The 16266-nt window shown below is 63.4% G+C and carries 19 protein-coding genes; 14 read left to right on the top strand and 5 right to left on the bottom strand.

Going from position 1 to position 16266, the window contains the following annotated elements; translation table 11 throughout:
- Window positions 1-82: 82 nt before the first annotated feature.
- Both GGD66_RS35900 and GGD66_RS35895 read right to left on the bottom strand, forming a co-directional pair.
- Complete coding sequence (locus GGD66_RS35900) at window positions 83-223, bottom strand: hypothetical protein (RefSeq protein WP_183261459.1); 141 nt, start codon at window positions 221-223, stop codon at window positions 83-85.
- A 76-nt stretch (window positions 224-299) separates the two neighbouring features.
- Window positions 300-464, bottom strand: coding sequence for a Flp family type IVb pilin (locus tag GGD66_RS35895; protein ID WP_007599783.1), 165 nt, complete (start codon window positions 462-464; stop codon window positions 300-302).
- A 269-nt stretch (window positions 465-733) separates the two neighbouring features.
- Between GGD66_RS35895 and GGD66_RS35890 the strand changes: the two genes are divergently transcribed.
- From GGD66_RS35890 to GGD66_RS35875, 4 genes are all read left to right on the top strand, one after another.
- Complete coding sequence (locus GGD66_RS35890; protein ID WP_018318780.1) at window positions 734-1561, top strand: sterol desaturase family protein; 828 nt, start codon at window positions 734-736, stop codon at window positions 1559-1561.
- A 150-nt stretch (window positions 1562-1711) separates the two neighbouring features.
- Entirely contained in the window at window positions 1712-2212 is a 501-nt protein-coding gene (locus GGD66_RS35885) for a pilus assembly protein N-terminal domain-containing protein (RefSeq protein WP_183261414.1), read from the top strand.
- A gap of 228 nt (window positions 2213-2440) precedes the next feature.
- Window positions 2441-3022, top strand: coding sequence for a TadE/TadG family type IV pilus assembly protein (locus GGD66_RS35880; protein ID WP_183261411.1), 582 nt, complete (start codon window positions 2441-2443; stop codon window positions 3020-3022).
- 23 nt (window positions 3023-3045) lie between these two features.
- Window positions 3046-3660 (top strand): TadE/TadG family type IV pilus assembly protein, encoded by a 615-nt coding sequence (locus GGD66_RS35875; RefSeq protein ID WP_183261409.1) that lies wholly within the window; start codon window positions 3046-3048, stop codon window positions 3658-3660.
- A 100-nt stretch (window positions 3661-3760) separates the two neighbouring features.
- Here the strand turns inward: GGD66_RS35875 and GGD66_RS35870 are convergent, their stop codons facing one another.
- From GGD66_RS35870 to GGD66_RS35860, 3 genes are all read right to left on the bottom strand, one after another.
- Window positions 3761-3973: a cold-shock protein gene (locus GGD66_RS35870; protein ID WP_018318776.1), complete on the bottom strand. Its 213-nt coding sequence runs from the start codon at window positions 3971-3973 to the stop codon at window positions 3761-3763.
- A gap of 258 nt (window positions 3974-4231) precedes the next feature.
- The gene (gene infA, locus GGD66_RS35865; RefSeq protein WP_008131890.1) at window positions 4232-4519 is read right to left on the bottom strand and encodes a translation initiation factor IF-1; all 288 of its coding nucleotides are present in this window, start codon (window positions 4517-4519) and stop codon (window positions 4232-4234) included.
- Window positions 4520-4542: 23 nt separating this feature from the next.
- Complete coding sequence (locus GGD66_RS35860) at window positions 4543-6117, bottom strand: DEAD/DEAH box helicase (protein WP_183261407.1); 1575 nt, start codon at window positions 6115-6117, stop codon at window positions 4543-4545.
- A 505-nt stretch (window positions 6118-6622) separates the two neighbouring features.
- On the opposite strand from GGD66_RS35860, the gene urtA reads away from it, so the two are divergent.
- The 10 genes from urtA to ureC all read left to right on the top strand — a co-directional run bounded on the left by urtA (window position 6623) and on the right by ureC (window position 16228).
- A complete protein-coding gene (gene urtA / locus GGD66_RS35855; RefSeq protein WP_026202068.1) occupies window positions 6623-7945 on the top strand; it encodes an urea ABC transporter substrate-binding protein in 1323 nt (440 codons plus the stop codon).
- A gap of 84 nt (window positions 7946-8029) precedes the next feature.
- Window positions 8030-9637, top strand: a complete 1608-nt coding sequence (gene urtB, locus GGD66_RS35850) for an urea ABC transporter permease subunit UrtB (protein ID WP_092254384.1) — start codon at window positions 8030-8032, stop codon at window positions 9635-9637.
- Window positions 9634-10794, top strand: a complete 1161-nt coding sequence (gene urtC / locus GGD66_RS35845; RefSeq protein WP_018318772.1) for an urea ABC transporter permease subunit UrtC — start codon at window positions 9634-9636, stop codon at window positions 10792-10794. The genes urtB and urtC overlap by 4 nt, the downstream gene beginning before the upstream one ends.
- Window positions 10795-10800: 6 nt before the next feature.
- Window positions 10801-11562, top strand: a complete 762-nt coding sequence (gene urtD, locus GGD66_RS35840) for an urea ABC transporter ATP-binding protein UrtD (protein WP_183261405.1) — start codon at window positions 10801-10803, stop codon at window positions 11560-11562.
- 3 nt (window positions 11563-11565) lie between these two features.
- The gene (gene urtE, locus GGD66_RS35835) at window positions 11566-12261 is read left to right on the top strand and encodes an urea ABC transporter ATP-binding subunit UrtE (protein WP_018318770.1); all 696 of its coding nucleotides are present in this window, start codon (window positions 11566-11568) and stop codon (window positions 12259-12261) included.
- A 32-nt stretch (window positions 12262-12293) separates the two neighbouring features.
- Entirely contained in the window at window positions 12294-13124 is an 831-nt protein-coding gene (locus GGD66_RS35830; protein WP_183231188.1) for an urease accessory protein UreD, read from the top strand.
- Between the two features lie 37 nt (window positions 13125-13161).
- Complete coding sequence (locus GGD66_RS35825) at window positions 13162-13464, top strand: urease subunit gamma (protein WP_007605424.1); 303 nt, start codon at window positions 13162-13164, stop codon at window positions 13462-13464.
- Window positions 13465-13575: 111 nt separating this feature from the next.
- Entirely contained in the window at window positions 13576-13881 is a 306-nt protein-coding gene (locus GGD66_RS35820) for an urease subunit beta (protein ID WP_026202067.1), read from the top strand.
- A gap of 57 nt (window positions 13882-13938) precedes the next feature.
- Window positions 13939-14478, top strand: coding sequence for an HD domain-containing protein (locus GGD66_RS35815; protein WP_183261404.1), 540 nt, complete (start codon window positions 13939-13941; stop codon window positions 14476-14478).
- Window positions 14479-14512: 34 nt separating this feature from the next.
- Entirely contained in the window at window positions 14513-16228 is a 1716-nt protein-coding gene (ureC, locus tag GGD66_RS35810; RefSeq protein ID WP_183261402.1) for an urease subunit alpha, read from the top strand.
- The last annotated feature ends 38 nt before the right edge of the window (window positions 16229-16266 follow it).

The raw sequence follows: 16266 nt of genomic DNA, 5'->3' as shown, positions 1-16266 counted from the left end.
GTCGGGCGATGCTAGCCGGCAGTGCTAAACAAACCGACAACGGCAGCAAGGGCGCGCGAGGCTGAAGTCGCGGAAAGCGTCGTCACCAGAGGCTGGCAATGCGCGCGGCGAGCGCGGCCGTGGCAAGCAGCAGCGCAAGGCAGACCCAATAGACCGGCGAGCCGGCCTGTGCCGCCGCTGTCTCATCCGCCGCGATCGCGGCATCGGTTCTGTACTTACGCAACGCCACTGGAACTCGCCGTCTTCGGAAAAACAAAGGCCCCGGAGATCCGGGGCTTTTGCCGAGATTCGTCGGTTGCTTACTTCAGCGAGCTGCTGATCGAAGTGAACTTGGCGTTCAACGTGGTGCCGAGGTTGTTGACGACGGTGATGATGGCCAGCGCGATGCCGGCGGCGATCAGACCGTATTCGATGGCGGTGGCGCCGGATTCATCCTTCGCGAAACGTGCAATCAAGTTCTTCATGAACATAACTCCATCTGGGGTGGGGATCGCCTCGTTCGGCGCCGTCATTGACCCGATGACCATGAGAGCCGAGCTCTTTCGGTAGAGTTAATTCGATCGGGCAAACCCGCCTGCGGCGCGATGCTTTGGCCCAGAGTGAATTTCGTCTTAAGGCGGCGCCTGTAATTCGTTCCGGTTCCGGATGTACCGTCGGCGCGGCGCCGGCTTCACGCTCCCTTAAATTTAGCGGCGTAGGCGTAACAGACCTGGAATTCGCAAGAGAGGCGACGATGTCGAGCCTGCCCATGCAAGTCGCCCTGATGCTTGGCGAGACCATCGTCAAGGTGATCCCCATCACCTTCGCGCTCGCGGCGGTCTTCACCGTGCTCGAACATTTCTGGGCCTGCAATGCCGGCGCGCCGTGGTGGCGCAAGCGCGAGATCGTCACCGACATCTGCTACTGGTTCTTCGTTCCGGTGTTCGCCCGCACCATGCGGATCGGACTTCTGATCGTCGGCGCGAGCCTCGTCTTCAACATCCACGACGCCGATGAGCTCATCGCCTTCTATGACAATGGCCACGGCCCGCTGTCGTTAATGCCGCTCTGGGTCCAAGCCGGGTTGTTCCTGGTCCTGTCCGACTTCATGCTGTATTGGCTGCACCGGCTGTTCCACGGCGGCGGGTTCTGGAAGTACCACGCCATCCATCACTCCTCGGAGGAGATCAGCTGGATTTCGGCGGCCCGCTTCCATCCCGTCAATCTCGTGCTCGGTTCGATCGGCGTCGACGTCGTGCTGCTGATGGCCGGCATTTCCCCGAACGCGATGGTTTGGCTCTCCCCGTTCACGACCTTCCATTCGGCCTTCGTGCACGCCAACCTGAATTGGAGCTTCGGGCCGTTCAAATATTTGCTGGCGACGCCGGTGTTCCACCGCTGGCACCACACCTCGCTCGAGGAGGGCGGCGACACCAATTTTGCCGGCACGTTCCCGATCTGGGATGTTCTGTTCGGCACCTTCCGTATGCCCGAGGGTGAACTGCCGCAGGATTACGGCAAGGACGAAGCGACGATGCCGAAGGAGATCGCGGGCCAGTTCGCCTATCCGTTCCGCCGCTAGCCTCCAAGGCGGTAAAACGCCAGTCTGTTCAAACAATAGTCGGCGAGTTTGCGGAACGTTCACGAATTAAGGGCAGGTTAGCCGGGTCGGGCACTGGCTTCGTTGTATCGAGTCGCTTCCGCTGGTTTGTGACGTCCCGGGGGTAAGAGTATGCGTAAGGAATTGCTGCGCCGTCGGGCGCGCGTCTGTCTTCTGGTTGCGGCTGCGGTGCTGGCATCGCCGGCCCCCGGCCTTGCCGAGCCCACCGCCGACACCATCGCCGTCAATGTCGACCAGGCCAAGCTGGTGCGGCTGCCCGGCAAGGTGGCGACCATCGTGGTCGGCAATCCCCTGATCGCCGACGTCACGCTCCAGCCCGGCGGCATGATCGTCGTGACCGGCAAGGGCTATGGTGCCACCAATTTCATCGCACTCGACCGGGCCGGCGAGATTCTGGTCGATCGCCAGATCCAGGTCGAAGGTCCGAGCGACCGGCTCGTCACCGTCTATCGCGGAATCGAGCGCGAGTCCTACAGCTGCGTGCCGCTTTGCCAGCGTCGCGTGACGCTCGGCGACAGCGACACCTATTTCAACAACACGATGAGCCAGGCCGGCTCGCTGAGCGCCAGCGCCAGCGGTGGTGGTGGCGGCGGTCCGCCCAAGTCCAACTAGCAGGACCGATCGGCGGGTTTGCCCGGGCAGGAGCCCGCCAGACCGCTTTGCAGATGCGAAGCAGAGGTCTCGGCGCGCGCCGTGCTTTCCGCGAGCTTGGGATCGCGGCTGGTTAACGCGTTCTTAATGGCGCGGTCCGCGGGCTGCGGATCGCCTGAAACACTTAAACAATCAGTTTCCGCTATTGAACGGGACAGTTGATCGCCCGTTGCTGGGGAATTTGACGCGATGCCATCGCCTGCACCTTCGAGATTCACACTCCGGAAAGCGCTGGGCCGGTTTTGCGGCAACCGCCGCGGTTCCGCGGCCGTCGAGTTCGCCCTGGTCGCACCGATGTTCTTCGCGCTGCTGTTCGCCATCATCGAAACGGCGCTCATGTTCCTCGCGAGCCAGGTGCTCGAGACCATCACGCAAAATTCCGCGCGCGCGATTCTGACCGGCCAGGCGCAAGCGCAGGGCGGGTCGGTGGCGGCCTGTCAGACCACGCCCGGCGTGGTCATGGCGTGCGACCAGACGACGTTCAAGGCCTATGTGTGCACGCAGATCCCGGCGCTGTTTGATTGCAGCAAGCTCTACGTCGACGTCGTGAGCACCAGCTCCTTCGGGTCGCTAAGCCTGACGAACTACGGCGATTCCTGCAATTTCACCCCGACCGGCATGCAGTACAGTGCCGGGACCTCCGGCCAGGTGGTCGTGGTGCGGCTGTTCTATCAATGGCCGCTCATCGTCACCGGCCTCGGTTACAATATCGGGTGCAGCAACAAACGGCTGATGGTGGCGACCACGGCCTTCAAGAACGAACCCTTCTGAGACAGATGGATCCGAGCGGACCGATGCAGGCGATTGCGAATATCTGGCGGAATGCACGTAGTTCCGTGCGCGACTTCGTCGCCGACAAGCGCGCGCTCGCGGCGACCGAATTCGCGGTCATCGTCCCGCTGATGCTGGTGATGTTCTTCGGCACCGTCGAATTCTCGTCGGCCGTGGCGATCGATCGCAAGGTTACATTGATCGCGCGGGCGCTGTCCGATTTGACGTCGCAGTCGACGACGCTCGCCGATGCCGACATGAAGGATACGTTCACGGCGAGCATCTCGGTCATCATGCCCTACGACGCCAGTCTGGTGAAGGGCACGGTCTCCCAGATCTATATCGATGCCAACAGCATTGCTACGGTCCAGTGGAGCAAGGCCGGCACCATTGCGAGCGGCGCGACGCAAGCGACGCTGGCGACCTCGGCTCGCAAGGCCGGCGACAAGGTCACCACCATGATTCCCTCGACGCTGTTGATTCCGTCGACCTACCTCATCCTCAGCGAGGCGAGCTACACTTACACGCCGTCCGTAGGCTACGTGTTGAAGTCGAGCCTACCCTTGAGCGATCTGTCCTACACGCGGCCGCGCCAGGTCACCTGCGTTCCCTACAACGGCGTGCCGTCGACGTGCTGATATCCGCGAGCAGGCGCTAAAATGAAAAAGGCCGTGCGTTGCGCACGGCCTTCTTGCTTTCTTTGGCTTGCGCGAGCCGATCGGCCCAACGCCCGGACGCTCAGCCTTCGGAGCGGAGGTTGTCCGCTGCCGACTTGCCGGAACGACGGTCGGCCACGATCTCGTAGGAGATCTTCTGACCTTCGCGCAGCGTGCCGAGGCCCGCGCGCTCCACAGCGCTGATGTGGACGAACACGTCCTGGCCGCCGTCGTCGGGCTGAATGAAGCCGAAGCCTTTGGTCGCGTTAAACCACTTCACGGTTCCCATGCTCACGGGGGTAGTCCCTTCTCAGATAACACAATGTGAGAGCCCGCTTGCGCAGGCCGGTTAGATCGAATTTTTGGAAGGGTCGTCAGCGTGTCTGAACCGGCTGTACCGGTGGATGCTAATGTCGTCCGGCCGAAAATCGATAAATTCATTTTATCGGAATTGGGGTCTCAAAACAATCCGGACATGCACGATTTTTTGATCCGCCGCGATGGCCGCGGCGGATCCACATAAAGTCAGAATCTTACTTCCGCGCTCAGGCGCCTAGCGACGGCGGAACTGGCCGCCGCGCTGGCCCGGGCGAGGCGGTCCGCCCACGCCGCTGGGACGCTCGTCCTTGTGGCGGAAAATCAGCCGGCCCTTCTCGAGGTCATAGGGCGACATCTCCACCGTCACGCGGTCGCCTGCCAGCGTCTTGATGCGGTTCTTCTTCATCTTGCCGGCGGTATAGGCGACGATCTCGTGTCCGGCGTCGAGCTGCACGCGGTAGCGTGCGTCGGGGAGGATTTCGGTGACCAGTCCTTCGAACTGGATCAGCTCTTCCTTAGCCATGAATTTCTCCAGGTCGTGGACGGCTAGTGCGAATAGGGTTTGCGGTTCGGTTGGCCGTTCGGCCGACTCTCACGGCGCAAAAAGGCAACGCCTTGTATCCCATCAGGTGCCCCGGCGCTATGCGCGGAACGCTGTTCTGGACGACTGCCTGCAGAAGAATGCGTCTTCCCGCCAGAGCGTGGACGACGAGACCCCTTTGAGGCCTTCGGGCCATTGCCGGGCCGCCCGTCAGCATGTCGCGCTTCGCCGCCATGTCGGCCTTCACCGGGGCGTCCCTCGCCGTGCTTGCCGGCGCTATGGTGGCGTCCGTCGGTATGTCGTTCGTCGCTACGACGCCCGTCACCATGGCGTCCATCGCCATGCCTTGCGCCTTGCGGACGCTGGCCTGGGCGGCCTCCGCGGCCCTGTCGTTGCTGCGGCGCGGGAGGACCCGCATCGCGGCGGCCGGCGTCGGTGCGGAGATCTTCGCGCGGCAGTGCCACCTTGATCAGCCGTTCGATGTCGCGGAGATAGCTGAGTTCCTCGCCGCCTGCGACCAACGATATCGCGGTGCCGTCGGCGCCGGCACGCGCGGTGCGGCCGATGCGGTGGACGTAGGTTTCAGGCACGTTGGGCAGGTCGAAATTGATGACATGGCTGATGCCGTCGACGTCGATGCCGCGGGCGGCGATGTCGGTGGCGACCAGGGTGCGGATCTCGCCCGAGCGGAACTGGGCCAGCGTCCGTTCGCGATGGTTCTGCGACTTGTTGCCGTGGATGGCGCTGGCGGGGATGCCGGCCTTCTCGAGCGACTTCACCACCTTGTCCGCGCCGTGCTTGGTGCGGGTGAAGACCAGGGCGCGGTTGACCGGCTCGTCCTTCAGAAGCTTGGTCAGGAAGGCGGGCTTGGCGGAGAAATCGACCTGGACGATGCGTTGATTGATGCGCTCGGCGGTCGAGGAGACCGGGGTCACCGCGACGCGGGCGGGGTCCCGCAGCATCGCGTTCGCCAGCTCGGCAATGTCCTTGGGCATGGTGGCCGAGAAGAACAGCGTCTGCCGCTTGATCGGCAGCTTGGCGACGATTTTGCGGATGTCGTTGATGAAGCCCATGTCGAGCATGCGGTCGGCTTCATCGAGCACGAGGAATTCGACGCTCGAGAGCTTCAGCCCGTTGCTCTGCACGAGGTCGAGCAGGCGGCCGGGGGTGGCGACCAGCACTTCGACGCCCTGCATCAGCGAGCGGACCTGGCGGCCCATCGGAACGCCGCCGATGGCGAGCGTCGAGGACAGGCGGATGTGGCGGCCATAGGCGTTGAAGCTGTCGAGGATCTGGCCGGACAGCTCGCGGGTCGGCGACAACACCAGGACGCGGGTCGTCTTGGGCTGCGGCTTGATACGGTGCTCGAGCAGGCGGTGCAGGATCGGCAGCGCGAAGGACGCGGTCTTACCGGTACCGGTCTGGGCGATACCGACGACGTCGCGGCCGGTCAGCGCCGTGGGGATGGTCTGGGCCTGGATGGGGGTGGGGGTGACGTAGTTCTCTTCTTGAAGAGCGCGCGCGATGGGTTCGGCGAGGCCGAAGTCCTGAAACGAAGTCAAAAGAGGGGTTCTTTCCATGTCAAAAGCGCAACGCCCGGCGCATTCAGCGCGGCGCACGCAAAAGGGTGTCGAGAAGACACCTGCGTGTTTGGGGTGTCGGATGGCTTGGGAGATATGGGGCAAGCCAGAGGCCCGTAAGGGCTTAAGAACACGCGGCTCGCGACGACCGCTTGATTCGCAAGAGGTCTCGGCCGCTCATATGGAACATCGAGGGGGCGCTTTCAAGGCAGCTCGTCCAAAAAGGCCGGTTGCGGTGCAGAAATAGTTATGCCGGAAATTTAGCCAGAAAGGGTATTTTGCTCAGAAAATAACCAGCCTGCCGCTTTGGCATACATTTGGACTGCTCAAGTTTTGGGCTGGTTCGAGGTCGGGACACTTTGATTTCGGCAAATTTTGTCAGCAAAACCAACTGGTTGGTGGGTGCTCAGTCCATGGCATGGTTCTTGCGAATCCGTTAATCGCAGGCGGCCGTGGGGCCGTTTCGCAGCGTTTTTCACGTCTGCGTCAGGGAGATGAGACACTCATGTTTAGCAAATCCACTCACGATATAGCGGCGTCATTTAGCCGCCGCGGTGTGCTCGCCGCGACCGCCGGACTGGTGCTCGGTCTGGCTTCATTGACTGGCGCCAAGGCCGCGGATGACACCATCAAGGTCGGCGTGCTGCACTCCCTTTCCGGCACCATGGCCATCAGCGAAACCACGCTGAAGGACACCATCCTTTTCCTGATCGACGAGCAGAACAAGAAGGGCGGCGTTCTCGGCAAGAAGCTCGAGGCCGTCGTCGTCGACCCCGCGTCGAACTGGCCGCTGTTCGCCGAAAAGGCGCGCGAGCTGATCACCAAGGACAAGGTCTCGGTCGTGTTCGGCTGCTGGACCTCGGTGTCGCGCAAGTCGGTGCTGCCCGTCTTCAAGGAGCTGAACAACATCCTGTTCTACCCCGTGCAGTACGAGGGTGAGGAGAGCGAGCGCAACGTGTTCTACACGGGTGCGGCGCCGAACCAGCAGGCAATCCCCGCCGTCGACTACCTGATGAAGGACGAGAAGGTGAAGCGCTGGGTGCTCGCGGGCACCGACTACGTTTATCCGCGTACCACCAACAAGATCCTGGAAGCCTATCTGAAGTCGAAGGGTGTCGCCCAGGAAGACATCATGATCAACTACACGCCGTTCGGTCACTCCGACTGGCAGACGATCGTGGCCGACATCAAGAAGTTCGGCTCGGCCGGCAAGAAGACCGCCGTGGTCTCGACGATCAATGGTGACGCCAACGTTCCCTTCTACAAGGAGCTCGGCAACCAGGGCATCAAGGCGAAGGACATCCCGGTCGTCGCGTTCTCGGTGGGCGAAGAAGAGCTCGCCGGCATCGACACCAAGCCGCTGGTCGGCCATCTCGCGGCCTGGAACTACTTCCAGTCGATCAAGTCGCCGGAGAACGAGAAGTTCATCAAGGCGTGGCAGGCCTACACCAAGAATCCGAAGCGCGTGACCAACGATCCGATGGAAGCGCATGTGATCGGCTTCGACATGTGGGTCAAGGCGGTCGAGAAGGTGAAGTCGACCGATCCGGACAAGGTGATCGACGCTCTCCCGGGCATCGAAGCCAAGAACCTGACCGGCGGCGTGTCGAAGATGCTGCCGAACCACCACATCACCAAGCCGGTGTTCATCGGCGAGATCAAGGGCAACGGCCAGTTCGACGTGGTCTGGAAGACCCCGGGTCTCGTCGCGGGCGATGCCTGGTCGAAGGAACTCGACGGCTCCAAGGACCTGGTCGGCGACTGGGTCGGCAAGAAGTGCGGCAACTTCAACACCAAGACCAACAAGTGCCTCGGTTCGGGCTCCTGACCCGGATCTGACACGCCATAGCACGCCCGGAGAAGGCGGCGATCCCGCCGCCTTCTCCACTCATTTCTGCCGGGGTCATTCACAGTGCCAGCCCATTTGTCCGCGCGCCTCTGCTCGCTTGCGCTCTCGTTGTTCCTGATCGCGTTCGCACTGCCGGCCCTCGCCGGTCCGTTCGAGGATGCGGTCGCCAAATTCGCCAACGATGATTATTCCGATACCGACGAGGCGATCGGCGTGGTCGCAAGCAGCGGCAATCCGCTGGCTTTCCCCATCATCAGTGCGCTTCAGGATGGCCGCCTGATGGCCGACCCTGACAGCAAGAAGGTTTACGTCACCGGTACCGATGGTAAGTCGATCGACGCCGCGACCGGCCAGGCGGTGGCGAGCGTTCCCGACAGCGCGAGCGCAGTCCGCCTCAACAACCGCCTGCGCCGCAGCGTCGACGCAGCTCTCGGCAGCCTGACGCTCCAGTCGCCGGACGTCGGAACACGGCTGCAGGCCGCGCAATCCGTCTTCAAGTCGCATGAGGAGACCGCGCTCGAGCCGGTCGATGCCGCGCTCGCCAAGGAAACCAACAGGTCCGTCAAGGCTGCGCTCGGCGACGCCCGCGCGGCCATCCTGCTGTTCAAGTCGGACGCCAGCGAGGTCGAGAAGCTGGAGGCGGTGGCCACCCTCAAGGGGCGCGGCGATCAGGAGGCGCTGGCCCTGCTCACAGGCATGGGCGACCAGCCGGCGTCGGTGACCAAGGCCGCTACGAGCGCGATCGGCTCGATCCAGAATTCGCTCGCGATCTGGTCCATGGTGCAGAATGCCTGGTACGGCCTCTCGCTCGGCTCGGTGCTGCTGCTCGCCGCGATCGGGCTCGCCATCACCTTTGGCGTGATGGGCGTGATCAACATGGCGCATGGCGAGATGGTAATGATCGGGGCCTACACCACCTTCGTGGTGCAGGAGGTGATCCGCACCCGCTATCCCGGCCTGTTCGATTATTCGCTGCTGATCGCGGTGCCGCTGGCCTTTGTCGTCGCCGGCGCGATCGGCGTGCTGATCGAGCGCAGCATCATCCGTTTCCTCTACGGGCGTCCTCTGGAGACGCTGCTCGCGACCTGGGGTCTGTCGCTGGTGCTGCAGCAGGCGGTGCGCACCATGTTCGGTCCGACCAACCGCGAGGTCGGCAATCCCTCCTGGATGAGCGGCGCTTTCGAGCTCGGCCAGATCACCATCACCTATAACCGGCTCTGGATCCTCGTGTTCACGCTGGCCGTGTTCGCGATCCTGCTCGCGATGCTGCGCTACACCGCGCTCGGCCTCGAGATGCGCGCGGTGACGCAGAACCGCCGCATGGCGGCCTCGATGGGCATCGCCACCTCGCGCGTCGACGCGCTGACCTTCGGGCTCGGCTCCGGCATTGCCGGCATCGCCGGCGTGGCGCTGTCGCAGATCGACAATGTAAGCCCCAATCTCGGCCAGAGCTACATCATCGACAGCTTCATGGTCGTGGTGTTCGGCGGCGTCGGCAATCTCTGGGGCACGCTGGTCGGCGCCTTCACGCTCGGCATCGCCAACAAGTTCCTGGAGCCGGTCGCCGGCGCCGTGCTCGGCAAGATCGCCATCCTGGTTCTCATCATCCTGTTCATTCAAAAGCGCCCGCGCGGACTGTTCGCGCTCAAGGGCCGTGCGGTGGAAGCATGACCCCTCACATGCTGACGCGATCGCTGGACCGCGGCGCGACGATCTTCCTTGCCGTCGTCGCAGCTTGCGGCATCCTGATCCCGCTCTCCAACCTGCTGCTGCCCGCGGGCTCGTTCCTGCAGGTGCCGACCTATCTCGTCGCGCTCTGGGGCAAATATGTCTGCTACGCGATCCTGGCGCTCGCGATCGATCTGATCTGGGGCTATTGCGGCATCCTCTCGCTCGGCCACGGCGCGTTCTTTGCGCTTGGCGGCTACGCGATGGGGATGTACCTGATGCGGCAGATCGGCGCCCGCGGCGTCTACGGCAATCCGATCCTGCCCGACTTCATGGTGTTCCTGAACTGGCAGAAGCTGCCCTGGTACTGGTACGGCTTCGACATGTTCTGGTTCGCAGCGCTGATGGTGCTGGTCGTGCCCGGCCTGCTCGCCTTCTGCTTCGGCTGGCTTGCCTTTCGCTCCCGCGTCACCGGCGTGTATCTGTCGATCATCACGCAGGCGATGACCTATGCGCTGCTGCTCGCCTTCTTCCGCAACGACTTCGGCTTCGGCGGCAATAACGGCTTGACCGACTTCAAGGACATCCTGGGCTTCAACGTCCAGGCGGAAGGCACCCGCGCGGCGTTGTTCGCGCTGAGCTGTCTGGCGCTGATCGCAGGCTTCCTGATCTGCCGCGCCATCGTCTCCTCCAAGCTCGGCAAGGTGTTGATCGCGGTGCGTGATGCGGAATCGCGCACGCGCTTCCTCGGCTACCGCGTCGAATCCTACAAGCTGTTCGTGTTCACGGTCTCGGCCTGCATGGCGGGGGTCGCCGGCGCGCTCTACGTGCCGCAGGTCGGCATCATCAACCCAAGCGAATTCGCGCCCGGCAATTCGATCGAGGCGGTGATCTGGGTCGCGGTCGGCGGCCGCGGCACGCTGGTCGGTGCCGCGCTTGGCGCCGTCGTCGTCAACTACGCCAAGACGTTTTTCACCTCGGGCATGCTGGCGCCGTACTGGCTGTTCATGCTGGGCGCGCTGTTCATCCTGGTGACGCTGCTGCTGCCCAAGGGCATCGTCGGCACCTTCAACGCCTGGTGGGACTCGTCGAAAGATAAGCGCAACGCCGCGAGCGCTGCGGCCGAAGACGGCGTCACCGAACCCAAGATGGCGGAGTAGGCGCAAATGAACGTCATGGACAACCGCGCAACCTCCGCAATGCTCTATCTCGACGGCGTGCACGTCTCGTTCGACGGCTTCCACGCCATCAACAATCTGTCGCTGACGCTCGAGCCCGGCGAGATGCGCGCCATCATTGGCCCGAACGGTGCCGGCAAGACCACGATGATGGACATCATCACCGGCAAGACCAAGCCTGACGAGGGCACAGTTCTGTTCGACGGCGTCACCGATTTGACGCGGCTCGACGAGACCCGCATCGCCGAGCTCGGCATCGGTCGCAAATTCCAGAAACCGACCGTGTTCGAGAGCCAGACCGTGCAGGACAACCTCCTGCTCGCGCTCAATGTCGACCATAGCGTCAAGGGCACGCTGTTCTGGCGCGGCAGCCAGGTCGAGTCCGAGCGCATCGACAAGGTGCTGGAGACGATCCGTCTCACCGAGGCCCGTAACCGCCTTGCCGGCAGCCTCAGCCACGGCCAGAAGCAGTGGCTGGAGATCGGCATGCTGCTGGCGCAGGATCCAAAACTGCTCCTCGTCGACGAGCCCGTCGCAGGGATGACCGATGTCGAGACGCATCTGACAGCCGAGCTGCTGAAAGAGATCAACAAAACCCACACCGTGATGGTGGTCGAGCACGACATGACCTTCGTGCGCGAGCTCGGCGTCAAGGTCACCTGTCTGCACGAAGGCACGGTGCTCGCCGAAGGAACCATCGACCAGGTTTCATCCAACGAGCGGGTGATTGAAGTTTATCTGGGACGCTGAGCGATGCTTGAAGTCAAGGATATCAATCTGTTCTACGGCGCGGCGCAGGCGTTGCGCGGCGTCTCGATCTCGGCCGAGCCGGGCAAGGTGACCTGCGTGCTCGGGCGCAACGGTGTCGGCAAGACCTCGCTCTTGCGTGCCATGGTCGGGCAATATCCGATCTCCTCGGGCGCGATCGTGCTCGACGGCAGCGACATCACCGGCCTCAAGCCCTATGAGCGTGCGCGCAAGGGCATCGGCTTCGTGCCACAAGGCCGCGAGATCTTCCCGCTGCTGACGGTCGAGGAAAACCTCAAGACCGGCTTCGGTCCGCTCAAGCGCGAGGACAAGCACATTCCCGACGACGTGTTCTCGCTCTTCCCCGTGCTGCAATCCATGCTCGGCCGGCGCGGCGGCGATCTCTCTGGGGGCCAGCAGCAACAGCTCGCGATCGGTCGCGCGCTGGTGATGCGACCGAAATTGCTGCTGCTCGACGAGCCGACCGAGGGTATCCAGCCCTCGATCATCAAGGACATCGGACGCGCCATCTCCTATTTGCGCAACCTCGGCAACATCGCCATCGTGCTGGTCGAACAATACCTCGACTTTGCCTGCGAACTCGGCGACAGTTTTGCCGTGATGGACCGCGGCGCGGTGAAATTCACCTGCGATCGCGCCAATTTGGACGCGAGCGAGATCAGCCGCCAGATGGCGCTGTAAGCCGTTCTGCCGCGACCGGCTGGGGGAGGCTGATGCGCAGCGACGTTTCGGTCACGTCAGGAGTTTTCGAGGCAAACCGTGCCCGCGGCGCGGTGCGCTTCGACGTCCATGCGCGTGACGGCGTGACGCGGCGCGGCGTCTTGCATGAATCCGGCTCGCTGCGCGTGCGCTTTCCCTCACCTGAAGGCGAGGGGCTCTCCGGCGTGTTCGTCAACACTGCCGGCGGCGTCGCCGGCGGGGACAGTTTTGAGATCGACATCGCGGCGGGCCAGGGCTCGCGCCTGACGCTGACGACCGCGGCCGCCGAAAAGGTCTATCGCGCGCCCGGAGCGGCGGCGCGGCTCAATATTTCCTTGAAGGCCGACGCGGATGCGCATCTGTCCTGGCTGCCCCAGGAGACCATCCTGTTCAATCGCGCCCGGGTCCACCGCCGCTTCGACATCGAGCTTGATGAGGCCGCCTCGCTGCTGCTCTGCGAGATCGTCGTGTTCGGCCGCACCGCCATGGGCGAGCGGATGGAGCGGGGCGAGTTCGTCGACCGCTGGCGGCTGCGGCGTGGCGGCAGGCTGGTGTTTGCCGAGACCATCAGGCTCGACGGCAATATCGGCGCAAAACTTGGGCGATCAGCCGTCGCCAAAGGCGGTGCCGCGATCGGCACGGCGCTGATCGTGCCCGGTGACGAGGCTCTGGTCGAGCGCATTCGCGAGGCCTCGGACTCATTCTCCGGCGAGGTCGGAATCTCGGCGTGGAATGGCTTTGCAATGGCCCGGTTCTGTGCCCAAGATGCGGCGCGGTTGCGGGCCGACATGATGGCCGTGCTGGCGCGCACTGGAACGGCCCTGCCGCGACTCTGGCTGAACTGACCGGCTGAATTGACGTGTTGAACGGAAGAGATTCTTCATGAACCTGTCTCCCCGCGAAAAGGACAAGCTTCTGATCTCGATGGCGGCGATCGTGGCCCGCCGTCGGCTGGATCGCGGCGTCAAGCTCAACCATCCCGAGGCGATCGCCATCATCTCCGATTTCATCCTCGAAGGCGCACGCGACGGCCGCACCGTCGCCGAGCTGATGCAATCCGGCGCGCAGGTACTCACCCGCGACCAGGTGATGCCGGGCATTCCCGAGATGATCCACGACATCCAGGTCGAGGCGACGTTTCCGGACGGCACCAAGCTCGTCACCGTGCACGAGCCGATCAGGTAATTCGAATTCGTCATTCCGGGGCGCCCGCAGGGCGAACCCGGAATCCAGAGATTGTTGATCGAGATCCCGGCCTTCTCGCTGCGCGAGCCCCGGAACGACGAGGAGGATAGAATGATCCCCGGCGAACTCTTCATCCAGGACGGCGAGATCGAGCTCAATGCCGGCCGCAAGACCGTGACGCTGACGGTCGCCAACACCGGCGACCGTCCGATCCAGGTCGGCTCGCACTACCATTTCTTCGAGACCAACCCCGCGCTGAAATTCGACCGCAAGAAGGCCCGCGGCATGCGCCTCGACATCGCCGCCGGCACTGCCGTCCGCTTCGAACCCGGCCAGACCCGCGACGTGCAGCTCGTCGCCATGGCGGGGAAGAAGACGATCTACGGGTTTCGTGGTGATGTGATGGGGAAGCTGTGAGCTCAGCAGGAACGAGCGCGGCGCGGCACGGTTGAGGCGGAAACGGAGGTATTTCCCATGCTCTCACCCATCCGCCTCATCTCTGAAGCCGCCGAGCTCGCCGCGCGCCGCCATAACGGCATGGTGCGCAAGGGACGCGACAATGAGCCCTACATCAATCATCTCGCCGAGGTCGCGAACCTGCTCGCGACCGCGACTGACGGCGCCGATGCCGAGCTGGTCGCGGCCGGCTGGCTGCATGATTCGATCGAGGACACCGACACCACGCGCGAGGAGCTCGCGCAGACATTCTCCGAGCGTGTCGCATCCCTGGTCGTCGAGTGCACAGACGACATGAGCCGGCCGAAGGCTGAGCGGCGGCAGAAGCAGATCGAGGACGCGTCCCACAAATCGCCGGGCGCCAAGCTGATCAAGATCGCCGACAAGATCAGCAACATCGGCGCGCGCATTCACACGGATCCGACCACCGAAGAGCGTGACGACCTCGCCGACTACAGCGATTGGGCCGAGCAGGTGGTGGCCGGCTGCCGCGGCGGCAATGCGTGGCTCGATACGAAATTCGATGATGCCGTGAAAGCAGCGAAGGCCTTGCTGTGAGTCACCAAACAATCAAACGCAAACGGGGCTTGTGATGTCCGTCAAGATGAAACGTTCCGTCTATGCCGACATGTTCGGCCCGACCACCGGCGACAAGGTGCGGCTGGCCGACACCGATCTCATCATCGAGGTCGAGAAGGATTTCACCATTTATGGCGAGGAGGTGAAGTTCGGCGGCGGCAAGGTGATCCGCGACGGCATGGGGCAGTCGCAGGTCACCAACAAGCAGGGTGCGGCCGACACCGTCATCACCAATGCGCTGATCGTCGACCACTGGGGCATCGTCAAGGCCGACGTCGCGATCAAGGACGGCATGATTTCGGCGATCGGCAAGGCCGGCAATCCCGACATCCAGCCGGGCGTCACCATCATCATCGGTCCCGGCACCGACGTGATCGCGGGTGAGGGCAAGATCCTCACCGCCGGCGGCTTCGACAGCCACATCCATTTCATCTGCCCGCAGCAGATCGAGCACGCGCTGATGTCTGGCGTCACCTCGATGCTGGGCGGTGGCACCGGCCCGTCGCATGGCACCTTCGCGACCACCTGTACGCCGGGACCGTGGCACATGGGGCGGATGATCCAGTCGTTCGATGCCTTCCCGGTCAATCTCGGCATCTCCGGCAAGGGCAACGCCTCGCGGCCCGCCGCCCTGGTCGAGATGATCAAGGCCGGCGCCTGCGCGCTGAAGCTGCACGAGGACTGGGGCACGACGCCGGCCGCGATCGACAACTGCCTCTCGGTCGCCGATGCTCACGACATCCAGGTGATGATCCACACCGACACGCTGAACGAATCCGGCTTCGTCGAGGATACGATCAAGGCCTTCAAGGGCCGCACCATCCATGCCTTCCACACCGAGGGCGCCGGCGGTGGTCACGCCCCAGATATCATCAAGGTCGCAGGGCTCAAGAACGTGCTGCCGTCCTCGACCAACCCGACCCGGCCCTTCACGCGCAACACCATCGACGAGCATCTGGACATGCTGATGGTGTGCCACCACCTCGATCCCTCGATCGCGGAGGATCTGGCATTCGCCGAGAGTCGTATCCGCAAGGAGACCATCGCTGCGGAAGACATTTTGCACGATCTCGGCGCGCTCTCGATGATGTCGTCGGACTCGCAGGCGATGGGCCGGCTCGGCGAGGTCATCATCCGGACCTGGCAGACCGCGGACAAGATGAAGAAGCAGCGCGGGTCACTGCCGCAGGACAAGGGCAAGGACAACGACAATTTCCGCGTCAAGCGCTACATCGCCAAATACACCATCAATCCCGCGATAGCGCACGGCGTGTCGAAGCTGATCGGCTCGGTCGAGAAGGGCAAGCTTGCCGATCTCGTGCTGTGGTCGCCGGCCTTCTTCGGCGTCAAGCCGGATTGCATCGTCAAGGGCGGCACCATCGTCGCAGCTCCGATGGGCGATCCCAACGCCTCGATCCCGACGCCGCAGCCGGTGCATTACCAGCCGATGTTCGGCGCCTTCGGCAAGGCGCGCACGGCATCGTCCGTGGTGTTCACCTCGAAGGCCGCGATCACCGGCGGTCTCGCGCGAAAGCTCGGCATCGAGAAGAAGCTCTATGCGGTCCAGAATACCCGCGGCAAGATCTCGAAGAAGAGCATGATCCACAACGACGCCACGCCCAATATCGAGGTCGATCCGGAGACCTATGAGGTCCGCGCCGACGGCGAATTGCTCACTTGCGCACCCGCCGAGGTGCTGCCGATGGCGCAGCGATATTTCATGTACTGAAATAGCGCCTCGACGCATGTCCCCGGCAAGCGCCCGGG

It is taken from the genome of Bradyrhizobium sp. CIR48, from assembly GCF_014198315.1.
Lineage (GTDB): Bacteria > Pseudomonadota > Alphaproteobacteria > Rhizobiales > Xanthobacteraceae > Bradyrhizobium.
This window is presented reverse-complemented; position numbering and strand designations above follow the sequence as displayed.

What these genes read in the sequence shown, in the direction of transcription:
- GGD66_RS35895 (WP_007599783.1), bottom strand. Translation starts at nt 464, where the DNA reads ATGAAGAACTTGATTGCACGTTTCGCGAAGGATGAATCCGGCGCCACC.
- infA (WP_008131890.1), bottom strand. Translation starts at nt 4,519, where the DNA reads ATGGCTAAGGAAGAGCTGATCCAGTTCGAAGGACTGGTCACCGAAATC.
- urtA (WP_026202068.1), top strand. Translation starts at nt 6,623, where the DNA reads ATGTTTAGCAAATCCACTCACGATATAGCGGCGTCATTTAGCCGCCGC.
- GGD66_RS35825 (WP_007605424.1), top strand. Translation starts at nt 13,162, where the DNA reads ATGAACCTGTCTCCCCGCGAAAAGGACAAGCTTCTGATCTCGATGGCG.
- GGD66_RS35875 (WP_183261409.1), top strand. Translation starts at nt 3,046, where the DNA reads ATGCAGGCGATTGCGAATATCTGGCGGAATGCACGTAGTTCCGTGCGC.
- GGD66_RS35890 (WP_018318780.1), top strand. Translation starts at nt 734, where the DNA reads ATGTCGAGCCTGCCCATGCAAGTCGCCCTGATGCTTGGCGAGACCATC.
- ureC (WP_183261402.1), top strand. Translation starts at nt 14,513, where the DNA reads ATGTCCGTCAAGATGAAACGTTCCGTCTATGCCGACATGTTCGGCCCG.
- urtE (WP_018318770.1), top strand. Translation starts at nt 11,566, where the DNA reads ATGCTTGAAGTCAAGGATATCAATCTGTTCTACGGCGCGGCGCAGGCG.
- GGD66_RS35830 (WP_183231188.1), top strand. Translation starts at nt 12,294, where the DNA reads ATGCGCAGCGACGTTTCGGTCACGTCAGGAGTTTTCGAGGCAAACCGT.
- GGD66_RS35860 (WP_183261407.1), bottom strand. Translation starts at nt 6,117, where the DNA reads ATGGAAAGAACCCCTCTTTTGACTTCGTTTCAGGACTTCGGCCTCGCC.
- urtD (WP_183261405.1), top strand. Translation starts at nt 10,801, where the DNA reads ATGAACGTCATGGACAACCGCGCAACCTCCGCAATGCTCTATCTCGAC.
- GGD66_RS35880 (WP_183261411.1), top strand. Translation starts at nt 2,441, where the DNA reads ATGCCATCGCCTGCACCTTCGAGATTCACACTCCGGAAAGCGCTGGGC.
- GGD66_RS35815 (WP_183261404.1), top strand. Translation starts at nt 13,939, where the DNA reads ATGCTCTCACCCATCCGCCTCATCTCTGAAGCCGCCGAGCTCGCCGCG.
- GGD66_RS35820 (WP_026202067.1), top strand. Translation starts at nt 13,576, where the DNA reads ATGATCCCCGGCGAACTCTTCATCCAGGACGGCGAGATCGAGCTCAAT.
- urtC (WP_018318772.1), top strand. Translation starts at nt 9,634, where the DNA reads ATGACCCCTCACATGCTGACGCGATCGCTGGACCGCGGCGCGACGATC.
- GGD66_RS35885 (WP_183261414.1), top strand. Translation starts at nt 1,712, where the DNA reads ATGCGTAAGGAATTGCTGCGCCGTCGGGCGCGCGTCTGTCTTCTGGTT.